Annotated in this window: 21 protein-coding genes; 19 read left to right on the top strand and 2 right to left on the bottom strand. The window is 47.6% G+C overall.

Annotation, left to right across the window (positions count from 1 at the left end):
• The first annotated feature begins 175 nt into the window (after window positions 1-175).
• Window positions 176-574, top strand: coding sequence for a hypothetical protein (locus tag CVT49_03820; protein PKK84463.1), 399 nt, complete (start codon window positions 176-178; stop codon window positions 572-574).
• Between the two features lie 103 nt (window positions 575-677).
• Entirely contained in the window at window positions 678-2354 is a 1677-nt protein-coding gene (locus CVT49_03815) for an electron transfer flavoprotein (GenBank protein ID PKK84462.1), read from the top strand.
• Window positions 2355-2426: 72 nt separating this feature from the next.
• Here CVT49_03815 and CVT49_03810 read toward each other — a convergent pair whose 3' ends face one another.
• Window positions 2427-2834 carry a hypothetical protein gene (locus CVT49_03810; GenBank protein ID PKK84461.1) on the bottom strand — a complete coding sequence of 136 codons (408 nt, stop codon included), beginning with the start codon at window positions 2832-2834 and terminating at the stop codon, window positions 2427-2429.
• A 282-nt stretch (window positions 2835-3116) separates the two neighbouring features.
• Here CVT49_03810 and CVT49_03805 point away from each other — a divergent pair, with 282 nt between their 5' ends.
• Window positions 3117-3896 carry a hypothetical protein gene (locus tag CVT49_03805; protein ID PKK84460.1) on the top strand — a complete coding sequence of 260 codons (780 nt, stop codon included), beginning with the start codon at window positions 3117-3119 and terminating at the stop codon, window positions 3894-3896.
• A 50-nt stretch (window positions 3897-3946) separates the two neighbouring features.
• Here the strand turns inward: CVT49_03805 and CVT49_03800 are convergent, their stop codons facing one another.
• On the bottom strand, window positions 3947-5776 hold the full coding sequence (locus CVT49_03800) for a hypothetical protein (GenBank protein PKK84459.1): 1830 nt from the start codon (window positions 5774-5776) through the stop codon (window positions 3947-3949).
• A 154-nt stretch (window positions 5777-5930) separates the two neighbouring features.
• Between CVT49_03800 and CVT49_03795 the strand changes: the two genes are divergently transcribed.
• From CVT49_03795 to CVT49_03720, 16 genes are all read left to right on the top strand, one after another.
• On the top strand, window positions 5931-8186 hold the full coding sequence (locus CVT49_03795; GenBank protein PKK84458.1) for a hypothetical protein: 2256 nt from the start codon (window positions 5931-5933) through the stop codon (window positions 8184-8186).
• An 11-nt stretch (window positions 8187-8197) separates the two neighbouring features.
• Window positions 8198-8884 (top strand): rhomboid family intramembrane serine protease, encoded by a 687-nt coding sequence (locus tag CVT49_03790; protein ID PKK84457.1) that lies wholly within the window; start codon window positions 8198-8200, stop codon window positions 8882-8884.
• A 98-nt stretch (window positions 8885-8982) separates the two neighbouring features.
• Window positions 8983-10116, top strand: a complete 1134-nt coding sequence (locus CVT49_03785) for a hypothetical protein (protein PKK84456.1) — start codon at window positions 8983-8985, stop codon at window positions 10114-10116.
• A 216-nt stretch (window positions 10117-10332) separates the two neighbouring features.
• Window positions 10333-10929: an exosortase H gene (gene xrtH / locus CVT49_03780; protein ID PKK84455.1), complete on the top strand. Its 597-nt coding sequence runs from the start codon at window positions 10333-10335 to the stop codon at window positions 10927-10929.
• The gene (locus CVT49_03775; protein ID PKK84454.1) at window positions 10901-11413 is read left to right on the top strand and encodes a hypothetical protein; all 513 of its coding nucleotides are present in this window, start codon (window positions 10901-10903) and stop codon (window positions 11411-11413) included. Before xrtH ends, CVT49_03775 begins: the two co-directional genes overlap by 29 nt.
• Before the next feature lie 144 nt (window positions 11414-11557).
• On the top strand, window positions 11558-12586 hold the full coding sequence (locus CVT49_03770) for a rod shape-determining protein (protein PKK84453.1): 1029 nt from the start codon (window positions 11558-11560) through the stop codon (window positions 12584-12586).
• A gap of 103 nt (window positions 12587-12689) precedes the next feature.
• On the top strand, window positions 12690-13232 hold the full coding sequence (locus CVT49_03765; protein PKK84452.1) for an RNA polymerase sigma factor SigW: 543 nt from the start codon (window positions 12690-12692) through the stop codon (window positions 13230-13232).
• Window positions 13233-13236: 4 nt separating this feature from the next.
• Window positions 13237-13785, top strand: a complete 549-nt coding sequence (locus CVT49_03760; GenBank protein ID PKK84451.1) for a hypothetical protein — start codon at window positions 13237-13239, stop codon at window positions 13783-13785.
• Entirely contained in the window at window positions 13782-14297 is a 516-nt protein-coding gene (locus CVT49_03755; protein ID PKK84450.1) for a hypothetical protein, read from the top strand. Before CVT49_03760 ends, CVT49_03755 begins: the two co-directional genes overlap by 4 nt.
• A 37-nt stretch (window positions 14298-14334) precedes the next feature.
• Complete coding sequence (locus tag CVT49_03750; protein PKK84449.1) at window positions 14335-14922, top strand: hypothetical protein; 588 nt, start codon at window positions 14335-14337, stop codon at window positions 14920-14922.
• Window positions 14923-15213: 291 nt separating this feature from the next.
• The gene (gene rnr / locus CVT49_03745) at window positions 15214-17412 is read left to right on the top strand and encodes a ribonuclease R (GenBank protein ID PKK84448.1); all 2199 of its coding nucleotides are present in this window, start codon (window positions 15214-15216) and stop codon (window positions 17410-17412) included.
• Entirely contained in the window at window positions 17409-18842 is a 1434-nt protein-coding gene (locus tag CVT49_03740; protein ID PKK84447.1) for a sigma-54-dependent Fis family transcriptional regulator, read from the top strand. Before rnr ends, CVT49_03740 begins: the two co-directional genes overlap by 4 nt.
• 41 nt (window positions 18843-18883) lie before the next feature.
• Complete coding sequence (locus CVT49_03735) at window positions 18884-20479, top strand: hypothetical protein (protein PKK84446.1); 1596 nt, start codon at window positions 18884-18886, stop codon at window positions 20477-20479.
• Window positions 20473-22131 (top strand): hypothetical protein, encoded by a 1659-nt coding sequence (locus tag CVT49_03730; protein PKK84445.1) that lies wholly within the window; start codon window positions 20473-20475, stop codon window positions 22129-22131. Before CVT49_03735 ends, CVT49_03730 begins: the two co-directional genes overlap by 7 nt.
• On the top strand, window positions 22128-22955 hold the full coding sequence (locus CVT49_03725) for a hypothetical protein (protein ID PKK84444.1): 828 nt from the start codon (window positions 22128-22130) through the stop codon (window positions 22953-22955). The genes CVT49_03730 and CVT49_03725 overlap by 4 nt, the downstream gene beginning before the upstream one ends.
• A 15-nt stretch (window positions 22956-22970) precedes the next feature.
• Entirely contained in the window at window positions 22971-24107 is a 1137-nt protein-coding gene (locus CVT49_03720; GenBank protein ID PKK84443.1) for a deoxyguanosinetriphosphate triphosphohydrolase, read from the top strand.
• The last annotated feature ends 41 nt before the right edge of the window (window positions 24108-24148 follow it).

Here is a 24148-nt window from a genome sequence, read left to right as displayed (position 1 = left end):
AAAGTATTTGAAAAAATAGAATTATGAGTATTTATTTTGTAATATATAACAATTTCACCGGGGGGGACGATAATATTAGAAACCCCCCTCTCAGGCAGCAGTGCATGTATCGGATGCACCAGGCATCATGATCATACATTTTTAGAGGACACTTTTATGCGTTAATGGAGGCGCAATGCTTAAGACAATTGAATTATTTCTGGTTCCCGATGACCCCGGATGCAAAGAGGTTCTCAAATTATTGGAAGAGCAAGAACTGCGGGTAAGAGTTCGTGACATTTCCAAGGAACCTCTGAAACTGAATGAAATTACCAGACTGATGCGTCATTTAAACCTGCGTCATTTCCTTAATCATGAGGCGAAGGGTTTTACCAAACATCATTTGGACAACACTCTTCCCCCCAGGGATGAACTTTTTCAAATGATGGCCGAGGATAACGAATTGATCAGGAGACCGATCATCGTCGCGGGCCGTCTGATGGTGGTGGGGCCGAATCTCGCCAAGATCAAGGAAATGTTGCAGATCAAATCGAATGGAAATGGTAATGACCCGGTCAGACGACCGACGGCGTAAAAAGGGGTATAATTCCGGACGAGCGAAAAACTGATTCCATTTTATCCCGCTCTTCATTATATTGGCTTCTGTTGAGCCAAACATTTTTGCCTGAGGAGCGGGAATGGATGTAGAAAGAGAAATTCTTGAAGTTGATATTCTTGTTGTCGGAGGCGGCCCGGCCGGGCTTTCATTCGGGTATCATTTAGCTGATCTGATTCAAAATTCCGGCGGTGATTTATCGATGCCGGAAATGATCATTATTGAAAAAGGTTCCTATCCGGGTGCACATTCCTTATCCGGCGCCGTTCTTGATCCGCGGAGCCTTAAGGAGTTGATGCCCGATTTTATGGATAAAGGATTTCCCTTTGAACATGAAGTCGGCCCGGACTCCTTGTACTATTTGACCGAAGAATCCCATTTAAGATTTCCATTTCTTCCCAAGCCATTCAAGAATGAAGGCAACTATATAATATCTTTGAACAAGTTCACCTCATGGCTTTCCGAGCAGGTTGAAGCTCGGGAGATAAATATATTCCCCGCGACCGGCGGCTATGAGCCGGTTATCGAGGACGGCCGCGTGAGCGGTATCAGGACGGTCGATCTCGGCCTTGATAAAGAAGGCGAGCCGAAGTCGAATTTCGAACCCGGTTCGATAATTAAAGCCAAAATGGTTGTTTTCGCTGAAGGTGTTCACGGCTCGCTGACCAAGCAGATAAGACAGGAACTCGACCTGTTCAAGGATGCCAATCCGCAGTCCTATCTGACAGGTATCAAGGAAGTCTGGGAGATCCCCGATGGGCGGTTGCGGGACGGCGAAGTCATTCATACTTTCGGCTGGCCGCAGCCGGGCGAAGAGTATGGGGGCGGCTTTATTTATAAAATGAAGGGTAATATGGCCGCGGTCGGCTATGCCGTCGGCCTCGACAGCCCCAATCCGGCCAATGATCCGCATTATAAATTTCAGATGTTTAAGACGCATCCCTTCATCCGCCGGATTTTCGAGGGCGGGAAGATGCTTCATTACGGGGCCAAGACGATTCCCGAGGGCGGCTACTACTCAATGCCGCGGCTTTACGGTGATAATATCCTGCTGATAGGCGATTGCGCCGGATTTCTCAATTCGCAGCGCCTGAAAGGGATTCATCTGGCAATAAAGTCGGGGATGATGGCCGCCGAGACCGTCTTCGACGGGCTCAGGCAGGGCGATTTCAGCGCCTCCGTTCTGAAGGGCATGCAGGACAGGTTCGAGTCGTCCTGGGCCAAAGACGAGCTTTACCGTGTGCGGAATTTCCATGCCGGGTTCGGGAACGGCCTGTTTATGGGCATGATGCATTCCGGTTTGCAGATGATTTCCGGCGGACGCGGACTGATCAACAATATCGAAACGAAACCGGACCATGAGCATATGATGCCTCTTCAGGAGTATATCGCGCGCTATGGTGAGGAAAATACCAAACACGCTCTTAAGTTCGATAATGCCTACCTGTTCGATAAACTGACCGATGTTTATCACTCGGCCACCAAGCATGAGGAAGAGCAGCCATCGCATCTGGTCATTGCCGATTTAAATATCTGCAACAATCAATGTACCGAGGAATACGGCAATCCCTGTCAGTATTTCTGCCCGGCCCAAGTGTATGAGATGGTTGATGATGAAGCACGCCCGGGAAAGAAGAAACTTCAGCTGACACCGTCCAATTGTGTGCACTGTAAGACCTGCGATATTGCCGATCCTTATCAGATTATCAACTGGGTGACGCCTGAAGGCGGCGGCGGCCCGAATTATACTAACTGCTGAAAAAATATGAAATAATAAGAAAGGGCGGGTGCGATCGACCCGCCCTTCCTTTATGGGTGAGTGGAGAGATGACTAAAAAACATCAGCCGGTTCACGGACCGTGTCCGGCTTCTTTTCAACAGTGGGCTGCGGTTGCGGAGCGGCGCCCGATGCCAGAACGTATAAGGCAATCAGGTTAATGAACGGCAGCAGCATCAAAACTCCCCAGAAGGTCTCTTTCTGGCGGGCCTTGGCGATTTCAACCCAGATCAAAGCATAGGTGACTATGTTGACGAACGGGATGAAATAAAAAACAAACCAGTACCAGGCCTTTCCGGCAAGCTCGACTGTTTGATATAAATTGAGAACAGGAACAAACGACCACCATGGATATTTGTGGCCGGTTTTATTGGCTATGGCATACTGACAGCCCGCATAATAAAAATACAGGGCCAGCCAGAAGAACCAGAATAAGCCACCAAAGGTGCCGGATTCGTACATAACAGCCTCCGTTTAAGATTTAGAATTATTGATGGATGATATCCATTTTAGCTCTATTTTATTATCGACCGCTCCATCGGTATTATTAACCTTAATTAGTAATAGAATTCCGGCAGATCCGGCCGGCAAAAATTATACGTTTCAACTCGAAACAGTCAGGTGGTTTGTGTTTCTAAGTTGATGTCCAAAAATATCTTATCTTATTATATTGAAAGGCGAACGTATATAATTTAATTACGTATCAGGATATATAAGAAAGAATCACCGTACAGAGACATAAAGGTGCTTATAAAAGTCATTGCCGCTCAGATTGAACTGGGGCGGGCGCTGAGTCTCGAAGAAAATCTTATGATTTTCAAACAGCGTCCCGATTTTCTTTGCCTGCCCGAATATTTTCTGGTGGAGAAAACATCGCCGGATTTTGCCCGGTCCGCGTTGGGGATTAAGGAGAGTCTGCAATATTTACAGTCGCTCTCCGAAAGGCTTTCGACCTGCCTGATCGGCGGCTCGGTGGTCGAGGGTGAAGGAGATTCTTTGTACAACAGTTGTTATGTCTATAACAGGGGCAGATTGACCGGTCGTTACCGGAAGTTGAACCCGGTTGAAGGTGAAATGAATAAGGGGATACTCCCGGGCGACAAAATTTTCACGACGGTTATCGAAAATGTCAGAATCGTGGTCCTGATCTGTGCCGATGCGCTTAATATCGGAATATTCGAAGAACTTTCCCGACATAAAATCGATATTATCTTTATACCGACCACTTCGCCGTTTCGTCCGGAAGAAACGAGATTGGACAAGTTCAAAAGGGATAATGATATATATGTCAAAGGAGCGGAAGCGGCCTCCAGTTATATCGTCAAATGCTGTGGAGTCGGGTCGCTTTTCGGAAAAATGCTTCAGGGTCGGTCATTGATTGCTTCTCCCTGGGGAATACTCCGACGAATCGAGCCACATGCCGAACATTCAGGCAGTATTATGACCCTGGTTCCTGATATCGAAGAACTGCGTGATTTCAGAAATAAAAAGAGACCTCAACCCGCCAGATCGAATTTATCCTAATAAAAAAGGGACACCGCTCAGGCGTCCCTTTCTTGCTTCTATTTTATGCCTTAGTTATTCGAATAAAACTGGTCGACATAACTTACGACTTTGGCATTCTTGGTCAAATTTTCAAACCACCGGCCATAGGCATCCTGGCTTTTCTTCAACTGCACCGCAAAATGCAGAGAATCCTGTTTCTGGTTGAAGACTTCCAGACTTGCGGACTGCTTATCGAGCAAGGTTAGAATGGCGGCTCCGCGATCATACTCCACCGGTGGAGTAATGCCGTTAATGTTTTGGAGGCCGAAGGCCGCCCCGATGACTTCCGGTGCGCGGCCGATCCCGGAAATCAAACCATTGCGGTTGAACATTTCCGATTGACCATATATATATCCGTATTTTTTGGCGGTATTATTAAAAGAATTTCCGGCTATAATATCATCATACATGACCCGGGCCGTATCCATCGCCATTTTCTTTGCGTTTTGTTTCCTGAGCTTTGTCGTGATGGATGCCTTGGCCTGATCGAAAGCGGTATATTCCTCCGGGAGGTGAGAGGCCACCGATATGACAAAATACAAATTCTCCGTTTCCATCATATCGGAGACGGTTCCGACTTCCTTTTCGAAGGCGAAATTATTGACCGCAAGGTCAATTCCGATATAAGAAATATACCCGTTCTTATAAAACGGAGTGGTCGTTTTGACCTCATAGTTATATGTCTCGGCCGCCTGCTTCAGCCCGACGTTTTTGGCTTCATCCGCAAATTCAGTAGCGCTCGAGGAAAGGCCTTCAAGCGTTTCCTGCGAAGGCACAACTTTAAAAAGAATATGTGCGGCGTTTCGTTTTTCCATCATCTGAGGTTTATCCGATCCGCGCGGTGTTCCCATTTCCTCTTTCACGCCCAGCAGCTTGATTATGTGCCAACCGAACCGGGAACGGACCGGCTTGCTTATTTCATTCACGGTCAGAGACCATGTCGCGCTGTCGAATTCAGGAACCATCCGCCCCCGCTCGAACCAGCCAAGATCACCGCCGGATGACGCACTGGCATCCTCCGAAAAAATTTCGGCAAGTTCCGCAAAATCGGCGCCGGCAATCGCGGAATCATAAATATCCTTTGCCTGTGCATAAACGCGCTGCCAATCATTTTCGGAGGGGACTTTGTCGAAAACTACCAGGTCAATTGTGGCTCGCTCGCGAAGCTTATATTCTTCTTTGTGCGAATCGTAATATGCCTGCATTTCTTCTAACGAAGGTTCTTTCGCAATGGTTTCGAACGGATCCGAAGCGACATTAATGAAGCCGACTTTGATTTTTTCGTTCTCGGCAAGAAACGATTCCATAACCTCCGAAGGCAATACCCTGACTGTGCTGAGAATTTCAGCCTGGAGCTTTCCGCGTTTCAACTCCGGCGTGACCATCGCCTCGAGCTGAGCCCAGAAGGGGGCATTATCCGGACTGATCATGGCACCCATATATTTCTGCCGGTCGAATTTACCATCAGTCATAAACTGTGGCGCCTGTTGTACGATTTGCGGAGGATACATCTTGAGATATTCATACAATTCTTCACTGGATATCGAGATATTTCTTTTCTCCACTTCGCGGTTGATCAGGAAGTCTGCAACCAGTTGCGACCAGGCTTGATCCCTAATTTCTTTTTCCTTTTCCGGAGGAATATCCTCTTCAGTCTTTTCCTGTTCCTGGCGATAAAGATTGGAATAGTAACGACTGTAAACTGCTATCGGGATGTTTTCACCGTCGATAACACCGACGGTATCTTTCGGTTTTTCCTGAAAACCGCCGCCTCCCCAGCTGAATATGATTGTGAAAATAAAGGCAATCAGCACCAGAAGCATGATGGGACCGATCATTTTTCTCAAGAGTTCAAACATCGAGTCTATTCCTCCAAAAAAGTATTTTACATTGACTTGTTAATATATGCCAAATTCTCATTTTTGCAAGTCGGATATTTAATGTCAACCCTATTCTTTTACAAAATGTTTTGACTTTGAACCAACCTCGACATAATTTGTTAAAACATTTAATATGAATATCTTATCGACCATATATAAAACCTCGTTAATAATCCTGATTTTAGCGGTTTTACCCGCTATTGGGGCCGATCGAGCCTGGCCCGTAAAGGGGGAAATCGACCTTTCCTCAGCATTTTGCGATTATCGGGCGCTTCATTTTCATGGCGGAATCGATATCAGAACCGGCGGAACCGAGGGCCGGCGAGTATATTCGCCGGTGGATGGCTATGTCTGGCGGATTAAATATTCTTATACAGGATATGGGAAGGCAGTCTATGTTCTAGATAATCAAGGGTTTATCTATGTTTTTGGGCATCTGTCGGGCCTGTCGGACCGCCTGGAAAAAATCGTCAGAGAAATTCAATATTCCCAGAAAAGATATTACCTTGATTCGAGCTTTTCGCGCAATCAAATTCCGGTCAAACAGGGGGAATTGATTGCGCTATCCGGTCAGACCGGATTCGGCGGGCCGCATCTTCATTTTGAAGTACGGAATCCTCAAAATATGCCGTTAAACCCGCTGACAAACGGTTTTCCTCTCACCGACAATTTTGCGCCTGTTTTTGACGGGCTGGCTCTGGCCTATCAGGACACGGTCTCGCTTTTCCCTGATGGGCGGCGAAGGGCTTTCCTGGAACCGCGTCGGGATAAATCGGGGGGGAAGTATCAAATAGACACACCCGTGCTGATTCAGGGGCCCTTCGGCGTGGCGGCTAAAATCATCGAGCGGATTCGCTCCAACGGTCCGAGACTGAATATTCTGAAGGCGAAGCTTTTTATTGATGATTATCTACACTATGACGGTAATTTCGATCAATATGACTATGAGCAGACCGCCATGGTGGACCTGACTTATGATTATTTCCTTGCAACCGCCAGGGATCAATCCTGGCTCCTGCTTTTTGAGCCGGGAGGTAAGGTTTTTTCGGGCAGCAGTTCCCAGTTTGAAAAGGGGGGTGTTTTTACGGGCCGGACCTCATTCAGTTATGGCTTGCATAACGGCCGGGTCGAGATCTATGATGCCGCCGGAAATATGTCGGAACTTGATTTCAAGTTTGTATGGGCGCCGAAAACGCTTTTTGACGTGGGGCGAGTCAATGATTCCACCCTGTATTTGAGAGCCGGGCCGGATACACGATATATCGATATCGGCGGGATCGCCGTTTATGCCGTCGGCAGCGGTGAAAATATCCAGCGGCTGGATTCGACGCTGGTGGAATCGATGGGTTCCGGCGACTTTAAGATCAGCCTGCCGGGAAATCTGAAACGAATAAATGGTTTCAGACTTGATGTCATGGGTGAATCAGGCTGGGTCTATACCCAGGAATACGTTCCGTCACACTCCTATGGTGAATCGCAATATGGGCTGGATTATGAGCTGATAGACGGCGGCATTTTATTTGAGGTACATTCGAGGGATAAGTTTTCCCTCGCTCCGGAAGTAGATCTGGTCTATGAAGACGGTTACGTGAAAAAAATTCAAACCCGGGTCGTCTCACCCCTGAATTTCGCGGCTTTTTATAAGAATACCTGTATCAAGACAAGAATCATCAGAATCGATTTGATGGACCGCGGCGGCTCGCTTCCGCTGTCATCTGTGGAAACCAACATTATCCTGGCCGGAGGCGGTAGTCGTCAGACAGGTTTTTCGGTGCCGGGCGTTATTGAAGTCGGTATGCCCGGAAACGCCTTCTATTCTCCCGCTTTGGTCGAACTGCGCCGGGCGGATGAAAAATTTAATCAATCTTCCAGCATAATTGGCGATGCCTATGAAATCGGTCCCGAAACCATGCCGCTTGCGAAAAATATATTTATCTCGATGCCGCTTGACGGGAAGACCGATAATTCCAAGGTCGGTTTCTATCGCCTTAACAGCAAGCATCGGTGGAAATGGCTTGATTCAAAAATTCTGGGTAATAAACTAAACTCCGAATCAAGCCTGACCGGCACTTTTGCCGCCATCAAAGATATTGAGCCGCCGCATATTCAAAAGATAACCCCGGGCAACGGTACGACCGTAAAATCGGACATGCCGCTTATTAAATGCAATGTCCGCGATGAGTTGTCGGATATCGAGGATGACAAAAGTATTACCATCACCCTCGACGGCGAGTGGCTGATCCCGGAATATGACCCTGAGGCCGAGATATTAAAAACGACTCCGAGAAAACCGTTGAAGAACGGCCGGCATGACCTGGTCATCAAGGTCTCCGACCGTGTGGGTAATGAGCGGATTGTCAATACGCACTTTTTTGTAAATAAAGATTAGAAGCGCCCTCTATGTTTTTTCCGATCAAAGATGAAAATCCGACCGTGAATAAACCGTATGTGACGGTCAGCCTGATTGTCATCAACGTTCTGGTATATATGTACACCTTTCCGATGAACGCCAAGGTGTTTCAGATATTTATGTATAAATTCGGTTTGATACCGTTTGAACTGGTGCATCTTGAGGAGCTGACCCCGCGCTATGCTGTCCCGATTTTACTGACGCCGCTCACCAGCATGTTTGTCCATGGCGGGTTCATGCATCTCTTCGGCAACATGCTTTTCCTATGGATATTCGGCAATAATATCGAGGATTATCTCGGGCCGGTCAAATTTACGATCTTTTATTTTGTCTCCGGATTGGCGGCGGTCTTTCTATTTGTCCTGTTCGGCCCCAACTCTCAAATCCCTCTGATCGGCGCTTCGGGGGCGATCGCCGGTGTGCTGGGCGCCTATTTGGTTTTATTCCCGCGTGCCCGCATCGTCACCCTGATCTGGCTCTTCTTCATACAGGTGGTGCGCATCCCGGCCAAGTTTCTTCTCGGTTTTTGGTTTTTCTATCAACTCCTGATGTCCGCGATGGGCGGCGGCGGCGGGGTTGCCTGGCTGGCGCATGTCGGCGGCTTCGCTTTCGGTTATCTCTGGTTCCGTTTTGTTGCGGCGCGCCGTCGTATCCGGCGCGCGACAATCGAGTTGTGATTCCATTATTATCCTTGACAACCAACTCATAAATAAATATTTTATTTCATATAATTGTCGGCAGGCGAATGATTTATGTGTGAATTAAGAGGTATATAATGGAATATGGAATTATTAAAAATTATGACTTAATTCAAGAAGACTGCAAAGTCGAAGATCTGCTTGATTTTTCCGAATCGATCGGGCAATTTTCAAAGAAGTTAAATTCGATTGAGCGATCCGCAATAGTTGGTCTAGTAGGCAAATTTGGATGTGGCAAAAGCACCATGCTTTATCAAATAAAGAAAAGCAGTGATAATGACAAACAAAAGTGGATTGACTTCGATGCCTGGAAGTACCCTGACAGGAGAGATCTTTGGGAAGGATTTGTGTTGGATTTTGCGGATCAGGTCGGCAATAGGAAGAAAGTAACAGGGAAAATTGATGGTAAAGACACAAAATCCAGACTAATAGGAGCAAGCACAGATATACTTTCAATTATTATTGACAAATTGCCGAATTTGAGTTTTATGGAGAAATTTTTGGAGATATTTAAGGCTTCTCCAGCAAAAAGAGTCTTCGAAATTCAAGATATTTTAAAGCAACTTATTAACGCTCAAGGAAAAGAAATATATATAGTGATTGAAGATATTGATCGTTCTGGAGATGCAGGCATCTATTTTCTTGAAACACTAAAGCAATTTATCAGAGATACAGAAATTGGAAATAAGATTATTGCAATAGCTCCAATTGGCGACGAAAACTTTGCAAAAAATAATGATCTTTATTTAAAATGTCTTGATTATATCGAATATTTTAATCCGAAATTTACCGGGCTGTCAAAATTCGTAAGAAGCATTTTTAAAGAAGATTTATTAAAAAGCAAATATTCATATCCAGATATATCGATACATTCCACAGAATTCGATTGTACTGGTCAGGTTTCCACATTCTTTGATGAACTGTTTAAGCTTAAAAAAGGAATGACGATCAGGACATTAAAAAATATAATTCGGGAGAGTGATCTAAACTATATAAGTCAAGTATTGGACGGACATAGGCCTGACTGGCGTGTGACTTTATGTTTTCAGGCTTCGAAATATTTAAATATTACGGAAAGCCCTGCAGTATCATGGTTTGATAAATTCAGGCATGAAAAACAAATATATCGTGATACAATATTTGCTTCATTTTTGGCATCAATTGTACATGCACTTCCAAATATCTATGACCCTCATAATAGTACCCAATAAGTATTTAAATCCAAGTATGAAGTCAAATGTATTGAAAGAAAAGGCCCAAATGGCTACGTTGAGTATCCATCGCGGCCATGGTCTTATGGGCAATTTAAAAGTGAAGAGCAGGGCTATGGTGTTTGTGATTTCTATCTGGAATATTAGGTAAGATTCTGACCAACTTCTATTATACATCACATTACATTTGCATAATTAGATAACTATGACTATATTATGCCCATGGGTAAAGCTTCGAATAAACCCGAAAAATCCGGAAACGACAACATAGACAACACCGCAGCAACCGGTACATCGCCGAAAATTTCTCCGGTGGTGCGGTTTGTGGTTCTCTTCATGGTGCTGCTGATATTGATCAGCATCGGCTTCTCCCAGTTGTTCACGCGATATCACGACAAGATTCTCTGGCTGATGGAGGGGACGGCAATGATTTCCGGGGCGATCCTGTCGCTATTTTCGGACAGTGTTCATTATTCCGGGGTCTATGTCAGCTATAAAGGCTTCTCGGTCGAGATTATCGATGAATGCACCGGTTTGTTCGAAATGCTGATTTACCTCGCGGCGGTGCTGTCGTTTTCCACGACGATCAGAAAGAAGCTCCTCGGCATCGCCATGGGACTTCCGGCCATTTTTGTTTTCAATCTGGTCAGGATAACTATTCTTCTGGTGGCCGGGGCCAGTTCGATGGAGCTGTTTAATTTCATGCACCTCTATCTCTGGCAGGTGACACTTATCATAATGATTTCAACCATCTGGATCGGATGGCTCTACCTGGTGGTGTATCGTGACAGTAGAAAGCACAAACAGGAATGACCTGTGGCTGTTTCTGGCCAAACTGGCCTTTTTCACCATAGTCTTTGGGCTGCTCTGGTTTTATTATGCCCAGAATTTATATCCTATTATTCTCAAGCCGATAGTTTTTCCATTTTTCAAATGGGTCGGCGTCAAGAAATGGAGATTGTCGATACTTCTCGATCATTTCACCAATATTATTCCCTATGTTGCGCTGATCTGTGCCTCGCCCGGATTTTTTAGAAACTGGAAAAAAACAATAGCCGCTCTCATTGGAGGCTTGTTGATTTTGGTGCTCGGACATGTCGCTCTCTCGTGGATTGACTATAATTTCTGGTCGAAATATGGCACCACCCGGCCCTTTTTCCGCCGTATCTTTCATTTCTACCTGATCAATGATGCCCTCCCGCTGGGTCTCTGGCTGCTTTTCTATCCCCGCCTGCTGCCGCGGCTATTCAGTTTCCTTCGTTTTGGGAAGAAACGACCGGAGACAGTCGAGTCATAAACCCGAGTGATGTCGGATAATCAAAAAGAATTTCCTAATAACATCTTTTTTTATTGATTTCCTGGCCCAAACGGTGTAAACTATCATAACTTTTGACGATAATTGGTTTATATAAAGGGATTTAAACAAACTTAAGGGAATAAATTGGGCTTCTTCGATTTTATTTCAAGCGATATTGGCATCGACCTGGGAACCGCTAATACGCTTGTTTTTGTCCGTGGTCAGGGAATCGTTCTCAATGAACCATCGGTGGTGGCTATCGAAAGAGCCACCGGCAAAGTTCTCGCAGTGGGGTCGGCGGCCAAGGAGATGCTGGGACGCACACCCGGCGAAATCGCCGCTATCAGACCTCTAAAAGACGGCGTTATCGCCGATTTCGAAATTTCCGAAAAACTTCTCTCCGATTTTATCAAGCGGGTGATTCGCCACCGCTACCTGATGAAACCACGTATTCTGATATCGGTGCCTTCGGGAATCACCGAGGTTGAGAAACGCGCTGTCAGAGATTCGGCTGAAAATGCCGGAGCCCGCGAAGTATATCTTCTGCAGGAACCAATGGCGGCTGCGATTGGTGTTGGTCTCCCGGTCGATCAACCGTCAGGCTTCATGATTATCGATATCGGCGGCGGCACCTCGGAAATCGCCGTCATCGCCTTAAACGGCATTGTCAATAATACTTCGATCAGGATCGCCGGCGACGAGATGAATGATGCAATTATCATGTATTTGAAAAAGAATTACAATCTTCTCATCGGCGAACTGACGGCGGAAGAAATCAAAATAAGGATAGGATCGGCCTTCCCCTTGGAGAAGGAAGTTTCGATGGAAATCAAAGGGCGCGATCTGGTGGCCGGTGTTCCGAAAAACCTCAAGCTGTCATCGGTGCAGGTACGAGAAGCGCTGGTGGAACCGATTGACCGTATTGTCGAGGCGGTCAGGCAATCGCTGGAAAGAACGCCTCCGGAACTGGCCTCAGACATTCTTGATCGCGGAATTATTTTGACCGGCGGCGGCGCCCTGTTGAAGGGTCTGGATAAGCGATTACGCCAGGAAACAAATCTTCCGGTCAATGTCGCCGAGGATCCGCTGACCTGCGTGGTTCGCGGCACCGGCAAAGTTCTTGAGAATATGCAGCAATATTCCAAAGTTCTGATAAAAAGCCGACGTGATTGAGGCACTTGGCTTTAGACGGCTTGCAAGGCAGACTTTATTTAAGGTTTGCCTTTTTTGTTAGTCTTTTTTTGGGGCCGCTTGTCTATAGTACAGAAACTGAGAAATGATGGACAGGGAAGAACAGGCATTAGTTTCGCTGGCCAGGGCCGGCGACCGGAGAGCGTTTGATAAACTTGTTGCGAGGTATAAGGATAAAATGTTTGCTTTAGCCTACAGGATGACCGGTAACCGCGAAGAGGCGCTGGACATTCTTCAGGATACCTTTTTCGCCGCTTTTAAGGCGATCCGCGGGTTCCGTGAAGAAGCGAGCTTTTCGAGCTGGCTTTACCGGATTGTCTCCAATAAGTCCATAAATTTAATCAAACGCCGGGGGATTTTATCTTTCCTGCCGTTTGGCGCCTCGCCCAAGGATGAGCCGGCCTATGAGATGGATGATGCTGCCGGACGCAGCGAATTGAGCAATAAAATACAGGAAAGTATAAATGAATTACCGCCCAAACAGAAACTGGTCTTCAATCTTCGGTTTTATGATCAGCTTTCCTTCGTCGAAATTGCCGAAATACTCGGAAAGGGTGAATCGACCGTGAAGACCAATTATCAGAAGGCGGTCGAGAAACTTCAAAAGAAACTCGAAGATTTCAGGTGATAAGATGGACTGCAGATTTTTTAGAGAAAGCTTGACCCTAAAATTGGGTGACCCGGCAATAGACACCGAGGAAAAAGTGCATCTGGAAAGCTGCGTTGATTGCCGTAAATGGTATGAATCGCTGCAGGCGTTGGAAACCAGCCTGAATAAAATGACGCCAAAGCCTCTGGCAGCCGCGGAATTTGCAGTTGTGCAGGAGCGGCTGGATGCAAAAATCAACGGCTATCTTAATCGTGCGACCGGGTTCTATCGGTTGATGGTGCGGTATGGCGTTGCTGTCAGCGCCGTATTCATGCTGGTTTTCATATCAATTTTCTCAAATACGCCGGGTGTTGAGAATAATTCGGTAGTGCCGGAATTCTATTACTCCAGCTATACCGGTGAAATAGAGCTCTTCGATGATTCCTGGATCGATGATCAGTATGTCGCTGAAGCAGTCGGCGATTTTGTCGGGAGGAACGGTTTTGGCAGTTCGGAACTTGTTATCGACGAGCTGAGCGCCGAGGAACTGAAATATCTTGAAAATAATATAGAGTTGGGAGGTCTGTTATGAGAAGACGGCAAGGAACAGACTTGATAATTATCGGTATGTTGCTGGTTATTCTGGCCGCACCGGCCGCTTTCGCGCAGCGACCGGGTAAGGGTATGCATGGCGGCGGATGGGGTAAGCACGCCGATAATCTGGAAAATTTGAGATTGCTGAAACTTCTGGAGGTTCTTGATCTGGATGAGCAGCAAAACAGTGAATTTATTGCGCTTTTTGCCTCATTCAGAAAAGAGAGCCGCGATATCAGAGAGAAAATCGACCTGGAAGTTGAAGGACTGATCAAACTCCTGAAAATAGAAACTCCACCGGAAGAGGCGGTGAAGGAAAAGGTAGAGAAAATACAGGCATTAAAGAGAGAAATGATTAATTCATTTGACACATTTTTTGACAACTCAAAAAAGATATTGACTGTCATTCAGCAGGGGAAAATGATTGTTTTTCAGGAGCGTTTTGAACGGGAGTTAATTGAATCCGTGCGGGGGTTCCGCAAAGATGAACCGCACGATAAGCGGCCCTAAGAGAAATATAATATTTTAATATAAGAAGGAGATTGTTATGAAAAAGGCACTTATTATTGCAGTTGCAGCACTGGCACTTTTGGCGGCATTTGCGGTCGCAGATCCGGGGCATCGCGGGCGAGGCGACAGCGACATGGCCCGCGGTATGGGCGAACGCGGGATGGGGCATGGAGCGGATGGTTTTTTTGGACCGGGCATGCTGTTGAAAGCGGCTGATGAAATCGGCCTCGATGATGGTCAGAAAGCCAAGATTTCTCAGATGGCCGAGCAGTTCGGTTTGGAGCGAATCGATAAGAAAGCGGCGCTGGATAAGGCGGAGCTGGAATTGCGGCATATGAGAATGAATGATGCCGCGGATAACGAGATACTTTCGCAAATGGACAAGGTCGGCAAGCTTAAAACCGAGATGCAAAAAATGAAATTTTCTCATCGCCAGGCAGTCAAGGGTGTCCTGACCGAGCAGCAGATCGATAAGCTGAAAGAGCTTCGCCAGGAAAAAGGCAAAGAACGGGGACATTTCGGCGGTCACGGATTAGGACATGGAAAGGGCATGGCGCCCGATGCTCCGGGGCAGGGATTCGGACCGGGAACCGGCCCGAACAACGCCGATTGCTGGAAGCGATAATTTGACATAGATAAGGCGGCCGGAAGTGTTCAAATACTCCAATTAATCGGCCGTGTTGAATATCCAAAGCTTGTTGTCAGTGTGCCGGGCCGATTGCCCGGCACTTTCTTATTGCATAAAGAATGGCAATTCTATTAAATTTAATGCGCGTAACAGGCAGAGCGAATAAGCAAAAAGGCAGGTTCATTGACCTGCCTTTATTTATTTTATAAGAAAATATAATAATCAAAAATCATAGTTTTCTGCCAAATTGGCAGAAATGTGACATTTTGTCTTGACAGTGACCCTTTTATGGCCTTTATTTTCTCTATGAATATCAATGAATCATTTATAATTGACTTTTTGCGCTATAAGGCAGGGCGGCCGCTTAAACCTCGAGAGCTGGCCAAGGAAATCGGCGTTACTGAAAAAGAATATGTCGCTTTCCGGCGGTTGATCAAGGAACTGATTGACTCAGGGCGGCTGGTTGACCTGCGGGGCGGAAAAATCGGTGTTCCCTCGGATATGAATCTGGTGGTTGGGACCATTGCCATTACTCGCGGCGGCAAGGGGACAATCTTCACCGAAGCGGGTGAGCCGGTTGTAATCGACTCGCCGAATCTGCTGACCGCCCTCGATGGCGATAAAGTCATGGTCCGGGTCGGTTCCCGCCCGGAACAGGAATTACAGGGGACAGTCATAAAGGTAATCGAGCGCGCGGAAAAGGATATTGTCGGAATATTTCAGCGCGGGAAGCACTTCAGTACTGTCATCCCCGATGACAAAAAAGTGCGCCGGAATATTTATGTCCCGAACACCTTATCAAAAGAGGCCGGCGACGGCGAGCGGGTGGTTGCAAAAATCAGTGCCTGGGATGATCCATACCGCAATCCGGAGGGGGAGGTCCTTGACGTGCTCGGGAAACCCGGCGATCAGGGCGTCGATATCAAGACTGTCATAAGAAGCTTCAATCTGCCGAGAGATTTCCCGCCGGCGGTTATAGAGGAGGCCGGCAAGGTCGGCGCCTATCTCAGTTCCGGCGAAATAAAGCGCCGTCGAGATTTTACCCGCGAGGTTGTTTACACCATCGACCCGATTGATGCCAAGGATTTCGATGATGCCATTACGGTTTCGAAGACACCGAATGGTTATCGTCTGGGTGTTTTTATTGCCGATGTTTCGTTTTATGTGAGGGACAACACCCAACTTGACAGAGAGGCTTTCAATCGCGGTAATTCTGTCTATCTTCCCGGGATGGTGATACCAATGCTTCCGGAGGAACTCTCCAATGACCTCTGTTCGCTTAAGCCGAATAAGAAGCGCCTCGTTTATGCGATCATTATAAATTTTGATCGCAAGGGCAAAGCGCTTGACTGGGAGATAACCGACGGCGTTATCAATTCGAGGGCGCGGCTTAATTATGAGGAGGTGCAGGCGTTTTTTGACAGCGGGACCGTCACCGATCGGATAGAGCGAATCGCCGACAATTTGACCGTTGCCCGGGAACTGGCCCAAATTCTTCATTCTCTCAGAATGGCCAATGGCTCGCTCGATTTCGATTTGCCCAAACCGATGATCATCATCAATAAGAAAGGTGAGATTGCCGAAATCAGGCACAGCGTCCGTCTTGAGTCGCATCGGCTGGTTGAGGAATTCATGCTGGCGGCCAACCAGGCAGTGGCGGCGAATGTCTCCAGGCTGGGACAAAAATTTCTTTACCGCGTGCACGATCGGCCCGATTTGGAGAAACTCGAGGCTTTTTCATATCTGATGACCACTCTCGGCTATAACTTCCCGGTTTCGGAAACCGTGCAACCGATGCAGTTTTCCAAATTTCTGCTGAAAGTGAAAGGCAAGCCGGAGGAGGAGCTGATCAACGAATTGATGCTTCGCTCGATGAAAAAGGCCGTTTATCAGCCGGGGAACGTCGGTCATTTCGGGCTGGCATTCAAGCATTACACTCATTTTACCTCTCCGATCCGGCGCTATCCCGACCTGATCGTTCACAGGCTCTTGAGAAAACTGGCGGACGGACACTACCCGGTCAAGCTGGCTCAGCGTCTGGACAACATCCTGAGCAATATCGGCCGGCATTGTTCCGATACCGAGCGTAATGCCGAAGCGGCCGAGCGCGAGGCCGTCAAGTATAAACAGGTGGCTTACATGTCCAAGCATGTCGGCGAGCAGTTCAAGGGCGTCATTTCGGGCGTCCTCAACTTCGGTTTTTTTGTCCGTCTCATTGATCTGGGTGTCGAAGGTATGGTGCGCGTATCGACTCTGGGCGACGATTATTATCTTTTCGAGGAAAGGCGTTATCGCCTGGTCGGGAGGCGGACGGGCAGAATTTTCAGAATGGGTGATCCGGTCGAGGTGGGCGTGCTTTCGGTTGATTTGCTCAAAAACGACATTAATTTTTACCTTGTCGAATTGCCACCACCCGTTCAAAAGGACCGACCCAAAAAAGGCGGCCGCCGGGTTACTCCGGGAAAAGGGAGACGCCGCCGGAAATGATTCAAAATGTTCTGATATTGGCCAATGGCGATCTGATATCGGGCAGTTCCGGTTTCGAAAAGATTTTTCGCCCGATTGGGGAATTTGTCGAAGAAGTCTCGCTTCTTTATACTCTTCTTAAGGAACGGGCGGTCGATCTTATTCTTATTCCTGAAATATATCCCAAGATAAATCGAGGTGTCGTCCGGAGGATGCGGCTCAGAAATCCGCAGGCGGATATCTGGCAGATTGTCTGGTCCGATACCGATTCGGCGGCTTATGAAATCTATGACGGGACGATTAATATTGACGACGGTCCGGAACAAATCGCAAAAAAGGTTCAAAGGATACTCCATCAGAAATCATTACTGAAAAAGTACAATATTATCGGGCGGTCGGAAAAGATGAAAGTGGTTGCCGAGACAATCGACCGCATCGCCCCGACCGACATCTCGATTCTTATTGTCGGCCCGTCAGGCAGCGGCAAAGAACTGGTGGCACGCGCCATCCATGAGAACTCATCACGCGCCGGGGGAAGATTCGTGGCCATCAATTGCGGCGCTATTGCCGAGGGTGTCCTGGAATCGGAATTGTTCGGTCATGAGAAAGGTGCTTTCACCGGCTCCGTGGCCAGCCGGGTCGGCATGTTTATCCGGGCCAACGACGGAACGATTCTTCTGGATGAAATCGGCGAAACGAAACTTGATATGCAGGTTAAACTGCTGCGTGTACTCGAGGACGGCTATTTCTATCCGGTTGGCGGCGATAAACCGGTCCATTCCAATGCCCGGGTAATTGCGGCCACCAATCGCGATCTTATCGAAGCCATCCACAGCGGTGATTTTCGGGAAGATTTGTATTTTCGACTGGGCGTCGTTAAAATCGTTCTGCCCGCTCTGTATGACCGCCGCCAGGACATTCTCCCGCTGTTGTGTCACTTCAGCGCTTTGGAAAAAGTAAAAGGTTTTTCCGATTCAGCGCTGGACCTGCTCTTGCGCTATGATTGGCCGGGGAATGTCAGGGAACTCAGGAACTTCCTTGCGCGTATGGGAGCGCTTCATCCTGATAGTGAGATCTCCGCCATTGATGTTGAACAGTTCATATCGGAACAAGCCTTCGAAAGCAGAAATCTTCCGGTTGTGACGGGACACACACATGAGGAAGCCGGACACGAATTGATCTATCATGCGCTTCTGCAATTGGGCAGTGAGATAAAAATGCTTCGCGATCTTATCACGGTTAATTTGCAGGGAAGGTCGGAATTCGAAACCGTAAACAACACGACCGATGATACCGCGGTTTATTCCGATAAGACAATGAAAGATATCGAAAGGGTCATGATAGAAACGGCCCTTCGCGAATGCGGCGGAAACCGCAAGACGGCTGCAAAAAAACTCGGCATAGGGGAAAGGACTCTTTATCGCAAGATAAAAGAGTATAATTTGAATTGAGTTCCCACACTCGGACCATATTCCGTTGCCTGCTTTGCCTGATGATAATGACATCCCTGACTTCTGCAGAGAATCTGACGCTTGATGTTTATCCGTCGGAGCAGGAGCTTTATGAAGCGTACCTTCGCGGCGATATAGACTATCAAACCTATCTTAATCTGAATGAAATCTTTGAAGATGGAATCGACAGTACTGATCTGTATTTATTGGAGGAAATTCCCAATATAAGTTACTTTTTGCAGTCGACGGCTTCGGATTATACCGGTATTGAACTCGAGCAGACCGAGACATTTTTACCGGGAGAGCCTTCTGCGACAAAAAAGAACGGCTATTTCCGATCCCGGACTTATCAGAAGCTTGAGGAAAACGGCGATAATAAGAGCTTTATGACCTTGAATTCGGCGATCAACGAAAATTGGAGATTGGACCTTCGCTATAACGAAAATTTCAACGGCGAAAGGAAATGGGCCCGGCGTTCAATAATTTACCAAGCCGATCAGGGACCCTTGTCAAAAATGATCTTTGGTAATTTTACGGCGCGCTTCGGCCTTGGATTGACCATCGGTTATCGCGGGAAGCTGCTGAGCAAGAGCGATGAGACCTTTGAAGATTCATTTCTTTTCCCTGACTATGGCGGATTTAACGGCGTCTATTTTGAGGGCGGCCGCCGAAGTGATGCGGTGCGGATGCTGTTGCATTATGACCAAATCGACAACTTCAGTCTTCGCGCCGGAGCGGTCGATTTCCTTAGAAAATTCAAGGATTTTGAGATGGAGGGCATGTTCCAGGGAGCAATTGTTGAAAACCGCCTGACCGGGATAAAATACAAGCACTATCAGTTCGGGGCTTTCGGCAGTTACAAGCAAAGGGATTTTGAAGCGGCTCTGGAATTGGCGGTACCGAAGGATATGAATGCCTCGTTTCCCAATGCTGTTGCTGAGGTGCAGGTGAAAGGCGATCCTTTTAGATTGAAAGTCTCCGCCTGGAATTATAATGATGATTTTATTAATCTTACAGGCGGCGGACGCGCCGGTTCTCTGTATCAAACCGTCGCCATCGATACGATAGAATTTGAATATCGGGACAAAAGAATCGATCAAAGAGGGTTACTTCTCAAGAGCACAACCGAGTTCGGTTATTCAATTCAGCACGAGGTTTCGTTTTCGACATACGGAGAAAGCAGATACCTGAATTATATTGATTTGGCCAATTCGCTTATCTATCCGATTAATAATAATTTGAAGCTTAAGCTCAGCTATCGATATTGCCGCAGATCGGTGCCGGGAGAGATTGCATCCAAAAACGAGTTCCGGGTCGAAAGCAATATAATCTTTGGCATATTTGACATAAAGAATTATATCGAATATACTGATGACCTGTATGACCGTGAATATCTGTCCCTTTTTCAGCGAATCAGGGGGGATGTAAGGGATTTCGGACTGGTCGATATATGGTTGAATATGGATAAGATTAATCTGAAAGCCGGCCGACTTGATTATTTTTACGGTTATGTAAGTGAAATGGTTGAAATGAATAGTACCTTTGAATTGGGTGCGAAGTACTCTTACCGGTACAGTCGCGCGAGTACGGATAGATATGAATCGCAATTCATGATAGAAGTGAAAGCGAAATGGTGATGAAACTGCTCAAGATCATCCTTTCTTTTCTGTTCCTGATGTCAGTGGCAGGCGACGTCCTGGCCGAGCTTGAAATCAATGAGGTCATGGCCAATGAACCGGGCGGCAATGTCATGCTGGAATGGATCGAAATTTATAACAATACCGATAATGACTTTCCGTTGACTTTTTATTCGTTAAAAATCGGCAATGATATTATTCTTATGCCGGGAATCAGGATTTTTCCTTATGAGTATGTGGTGTTCTGCCGCAAACTAATTTCCGACGGTGCTTCTGCAGGATTTGAAGAAGTCTGGGGTGACGGCAGCGGGTTCTGGGGGGACGACAGCACGACGGAATATTATCGGGCCATTGAGTTGAGCAGTATAAGGCTGACCAACTCGGGCGGATCGGTCGAGCTGGATCTGGCGCTTCAAACGGTATCAAAATTAACCTGGGAGAGTGATGGTATTGACGGTGTCTCGTGGGAACGGTATCTTCCCGGTGATACGGCCGGCCGGCAGTCGCTTGATCCTGCCGGAAGCACTCCGGGGAAAATCAACTCGGTTACCCCGTTGCCATATGATCTGGCCCTGCAGTCGGTTATAGCCGAATATTTTGGTGACGGTATTTCCAGGATTGGTGTTATTATGCTCAATTTCGGCCTGGAGCAGATGCCGGCCGGGGAGCTTTCGGTGTACTATGATCCTAATGGCGACGGTTTGGCGGACAGTTCCGATCTTATCGCCATAATCGATTATCCTCAAACGAACCCGGGCGATACGATCGAGTTTGATCTGTATTTTGAATTTAATGATGTTTATCCGTTGATTCTTTTTCAACTTCCGCCGGATAATCGAATGGAAAATAATGTGCGGACAGTGACCGCCTTTGGGATGAAATATCCGCCGATTTTATTATCGGAATTTCTGGCTGACCCCCAGAGTGATCTGGCAACGGAATGGGTGGAACTGAGAAACCGATCGGATCAGGCTGTCAATCTTGCTGATTGGTATCTGGGTGATGAAATAAAATATTATCCGATTATGGCCTCGGATCCGATTGCGGTCCCGGAAATCATTGTGGAAGGACAGGACTATCTGGTTCTGTGCAAGGATAAGGCGGCCTTTGAGAATTACTATGGCACTTCTGTGAATGTACTGGAGATGAATAGCTGGCCGGCTTTGAATAATGATGGAGATATCATCAAACTACGCGATAATCTTGACTATATCGTTGACAGCATCAGGTATGATTTTACTTATGGCGGCAATTACACCTGGGCGCGCGGCGAGGAAGCCGGAATGACTGAGCGCTGGGGACGTTCGGTGGAGGTCGGCGGGACGCCGGGCCGGCCGAATGAAGTCTATTTCCAGCCGGTGTCATCGAGTATCAATGTTACCGCCGAGCCGAATCCTTTTTCGCCGTCAAAAGACGGTGAGATGATGATTGAATTCGAAGTGCCGCCGGGCGAAAATATGACCATACGAATATATGACACCAAGGGCCGGATTGTCCGGACATTGGTCGATGGGCTTCCGGCTTTCGAAGGGCGGATCCAGTGGGACGGCCGCACCGACGGCGGGCGGTTTCTTCCGATCGGCATGTACATACTATTTATTGAAGTTGCCGAGGCCGGACAGTACAAACAGACGGTGGTGATAGCGCCATGAAACAAATAAGTCTTACATTTGTCATGGTGATGCTGATCATCATCGGCGGAACCCGGGCCAATGATTTCGATATCGGCCGGCAGTACGGACTGGGCGGTTCGGTTCTGCTTTCTTCGCCGACCGCAACCGATATGCTGACATGCCCGACCGGGGTCATGAACAAAAATGAGATTATCTTCGAAGCAGGTTATCAGCGAAAATTCGAACTGGCCGATCTTGATAAGATTTATACCGCCGCCGGATACAGATATAAGAATCTGTCGGCTGTTATCGGTTTCTCGCAATTCGGGAAGAGCGATTATTATGTCGAGCAGACTGCAAAAGGGGTGTTTTCTTATTCCATCAATCATTTTGCGGCGGCGATTATCGCCGATGGCAGGCAGGTAAGTATCGGCGAGGCGGAAAGCAAGGTGACGCTTCGGGCCGCTTCGGTCGGACTGGCGGCCGGAATTAATTATCAAAAGTATCATCTGGGCGCTGCCGTCGATAATATCAACCGTCCCAGGCTCGCGCAGAGTCTTGCGCAGGAAAACAGCATCTATCATATTTATGCCGAAGTGGAGGGGCTCTCGAGATTTTCGGTCACGGGACATATCGCTTTTGAGGAAAGCGAAAAACCGCTGGCTTCGTTCGGCCAGTACATCCGGCTGATCGATAATAATGCCCTTTTCTGGGGAGTAAGCAGCAACCCGCTGACGTACGGCGGAGGATTGGATATAAAGTATGGAAATTACGGCCTGATTTATGCGGTGTCCTATCATCCGGAGTTGGGTATGACGCATAATGTCTCGCTGAATATTTCCTCGGGTAAACTCCTTCACTAAATCAAGAGATTGAATATGCTGACGCCGCGTGAAAGACTGGAAGAATATGAAAGGAAGATCCTGGCGCCGTACGCCTGTTTCTCTTCGAAATCGCGCGGGCGGCATTATCCGCAGTCGGAGCATCCAATCCGCACTGCTTTCCAGCGTGACCGCGACCGCGTTATCCATTCGGCGGCTTTCAGGCGGATGGAATACAAGACACAGGTATTTGTCAACCACGAGGGGGATCATTACCGGACACGGCTGACGCACAGTATCGAAGTGGCGCAAATATCCCGGACCATCGCGCGGGCGCTCGGGCTGAACGAGGATCTGTCGGAGGCGATTGCGCTGGTGCACGATCTGGGGCACACGCCGTTCGGACATTCGGGCGAAGATGTTCTCAATGAGCTGATGCGCGATTTCGGCGGATTCAATCATAATCGCCAGTCGCTGAGAGTGGTCGATATTCTGGAACGGCGCTATCCGGAACATCCGGGTCTGAACCTTACGTATGAAGTCCGCGAGGGAATCGTCAAGCATGAGAGTCATGTCGAGCCGATAATGCCTGATATCTTCCCGCCCGGGGAGAAACCAACACTCGAAGCGGCACTGGTCGATCTGGCCGATTCGATTGCATATAACAGTCACGACATCGACGATGGGTTGTCGTCGGGGATACTCGAGTGGGGCGCGCTCGAAGATGTTCCGATATGGGTCGAGGCGCGGCGTGAATCGGAGAAATTGTATCCCGATCTGACGCTCAAGCGGCGGCGCCATTCTATCGTGCGTTTTCTGGTGGACCGGCAAGTAACCGATCTTATCAATGAATCTTTTACGAAAATAGAACGGCATCAGATAAGCTCGCTCGATGATGTCCGGCATGCCCCGGTAAGACTGGTCGATTTTTCGGATGAGATGAGATACAAACTCGGAATCCTTAAGAAGTTTCTCAATGAGAAGATGTATCATCATCCGCGGATGCTTGAGATAGCGGGGCAGGCGCGGATGATTATAGAGATGCTTTTTGCGAAATACAGGGTGGACCCGGAAAACCTTCACGGGAAGTACAAGCTTCGTGTCGGTCATGAACCGCTGGAGATAATCATCAGTGATTTTATCGCCGGCATGACCGACCGTTATGCCTACAAGATTTACGAGCAGTTGAAATAGGCGCGGCGCGGGCTCAAATGTTTTAGTTGACATCTTTTCTC

It is taken from the genome of candidate division Zixibacteria bacterium HGW-Zixibacteria-1 (assembly GCA_002838945.1).
Lineage (GTDB): Bacteria > Zixibacteria > MSB-5A5 > GN15 > PGXB01 > PGXB01.
Note: the sequence above shows the minus strand (reverse complement) of the source record. Positions and strands in the feature narration are given on the sequence as shown.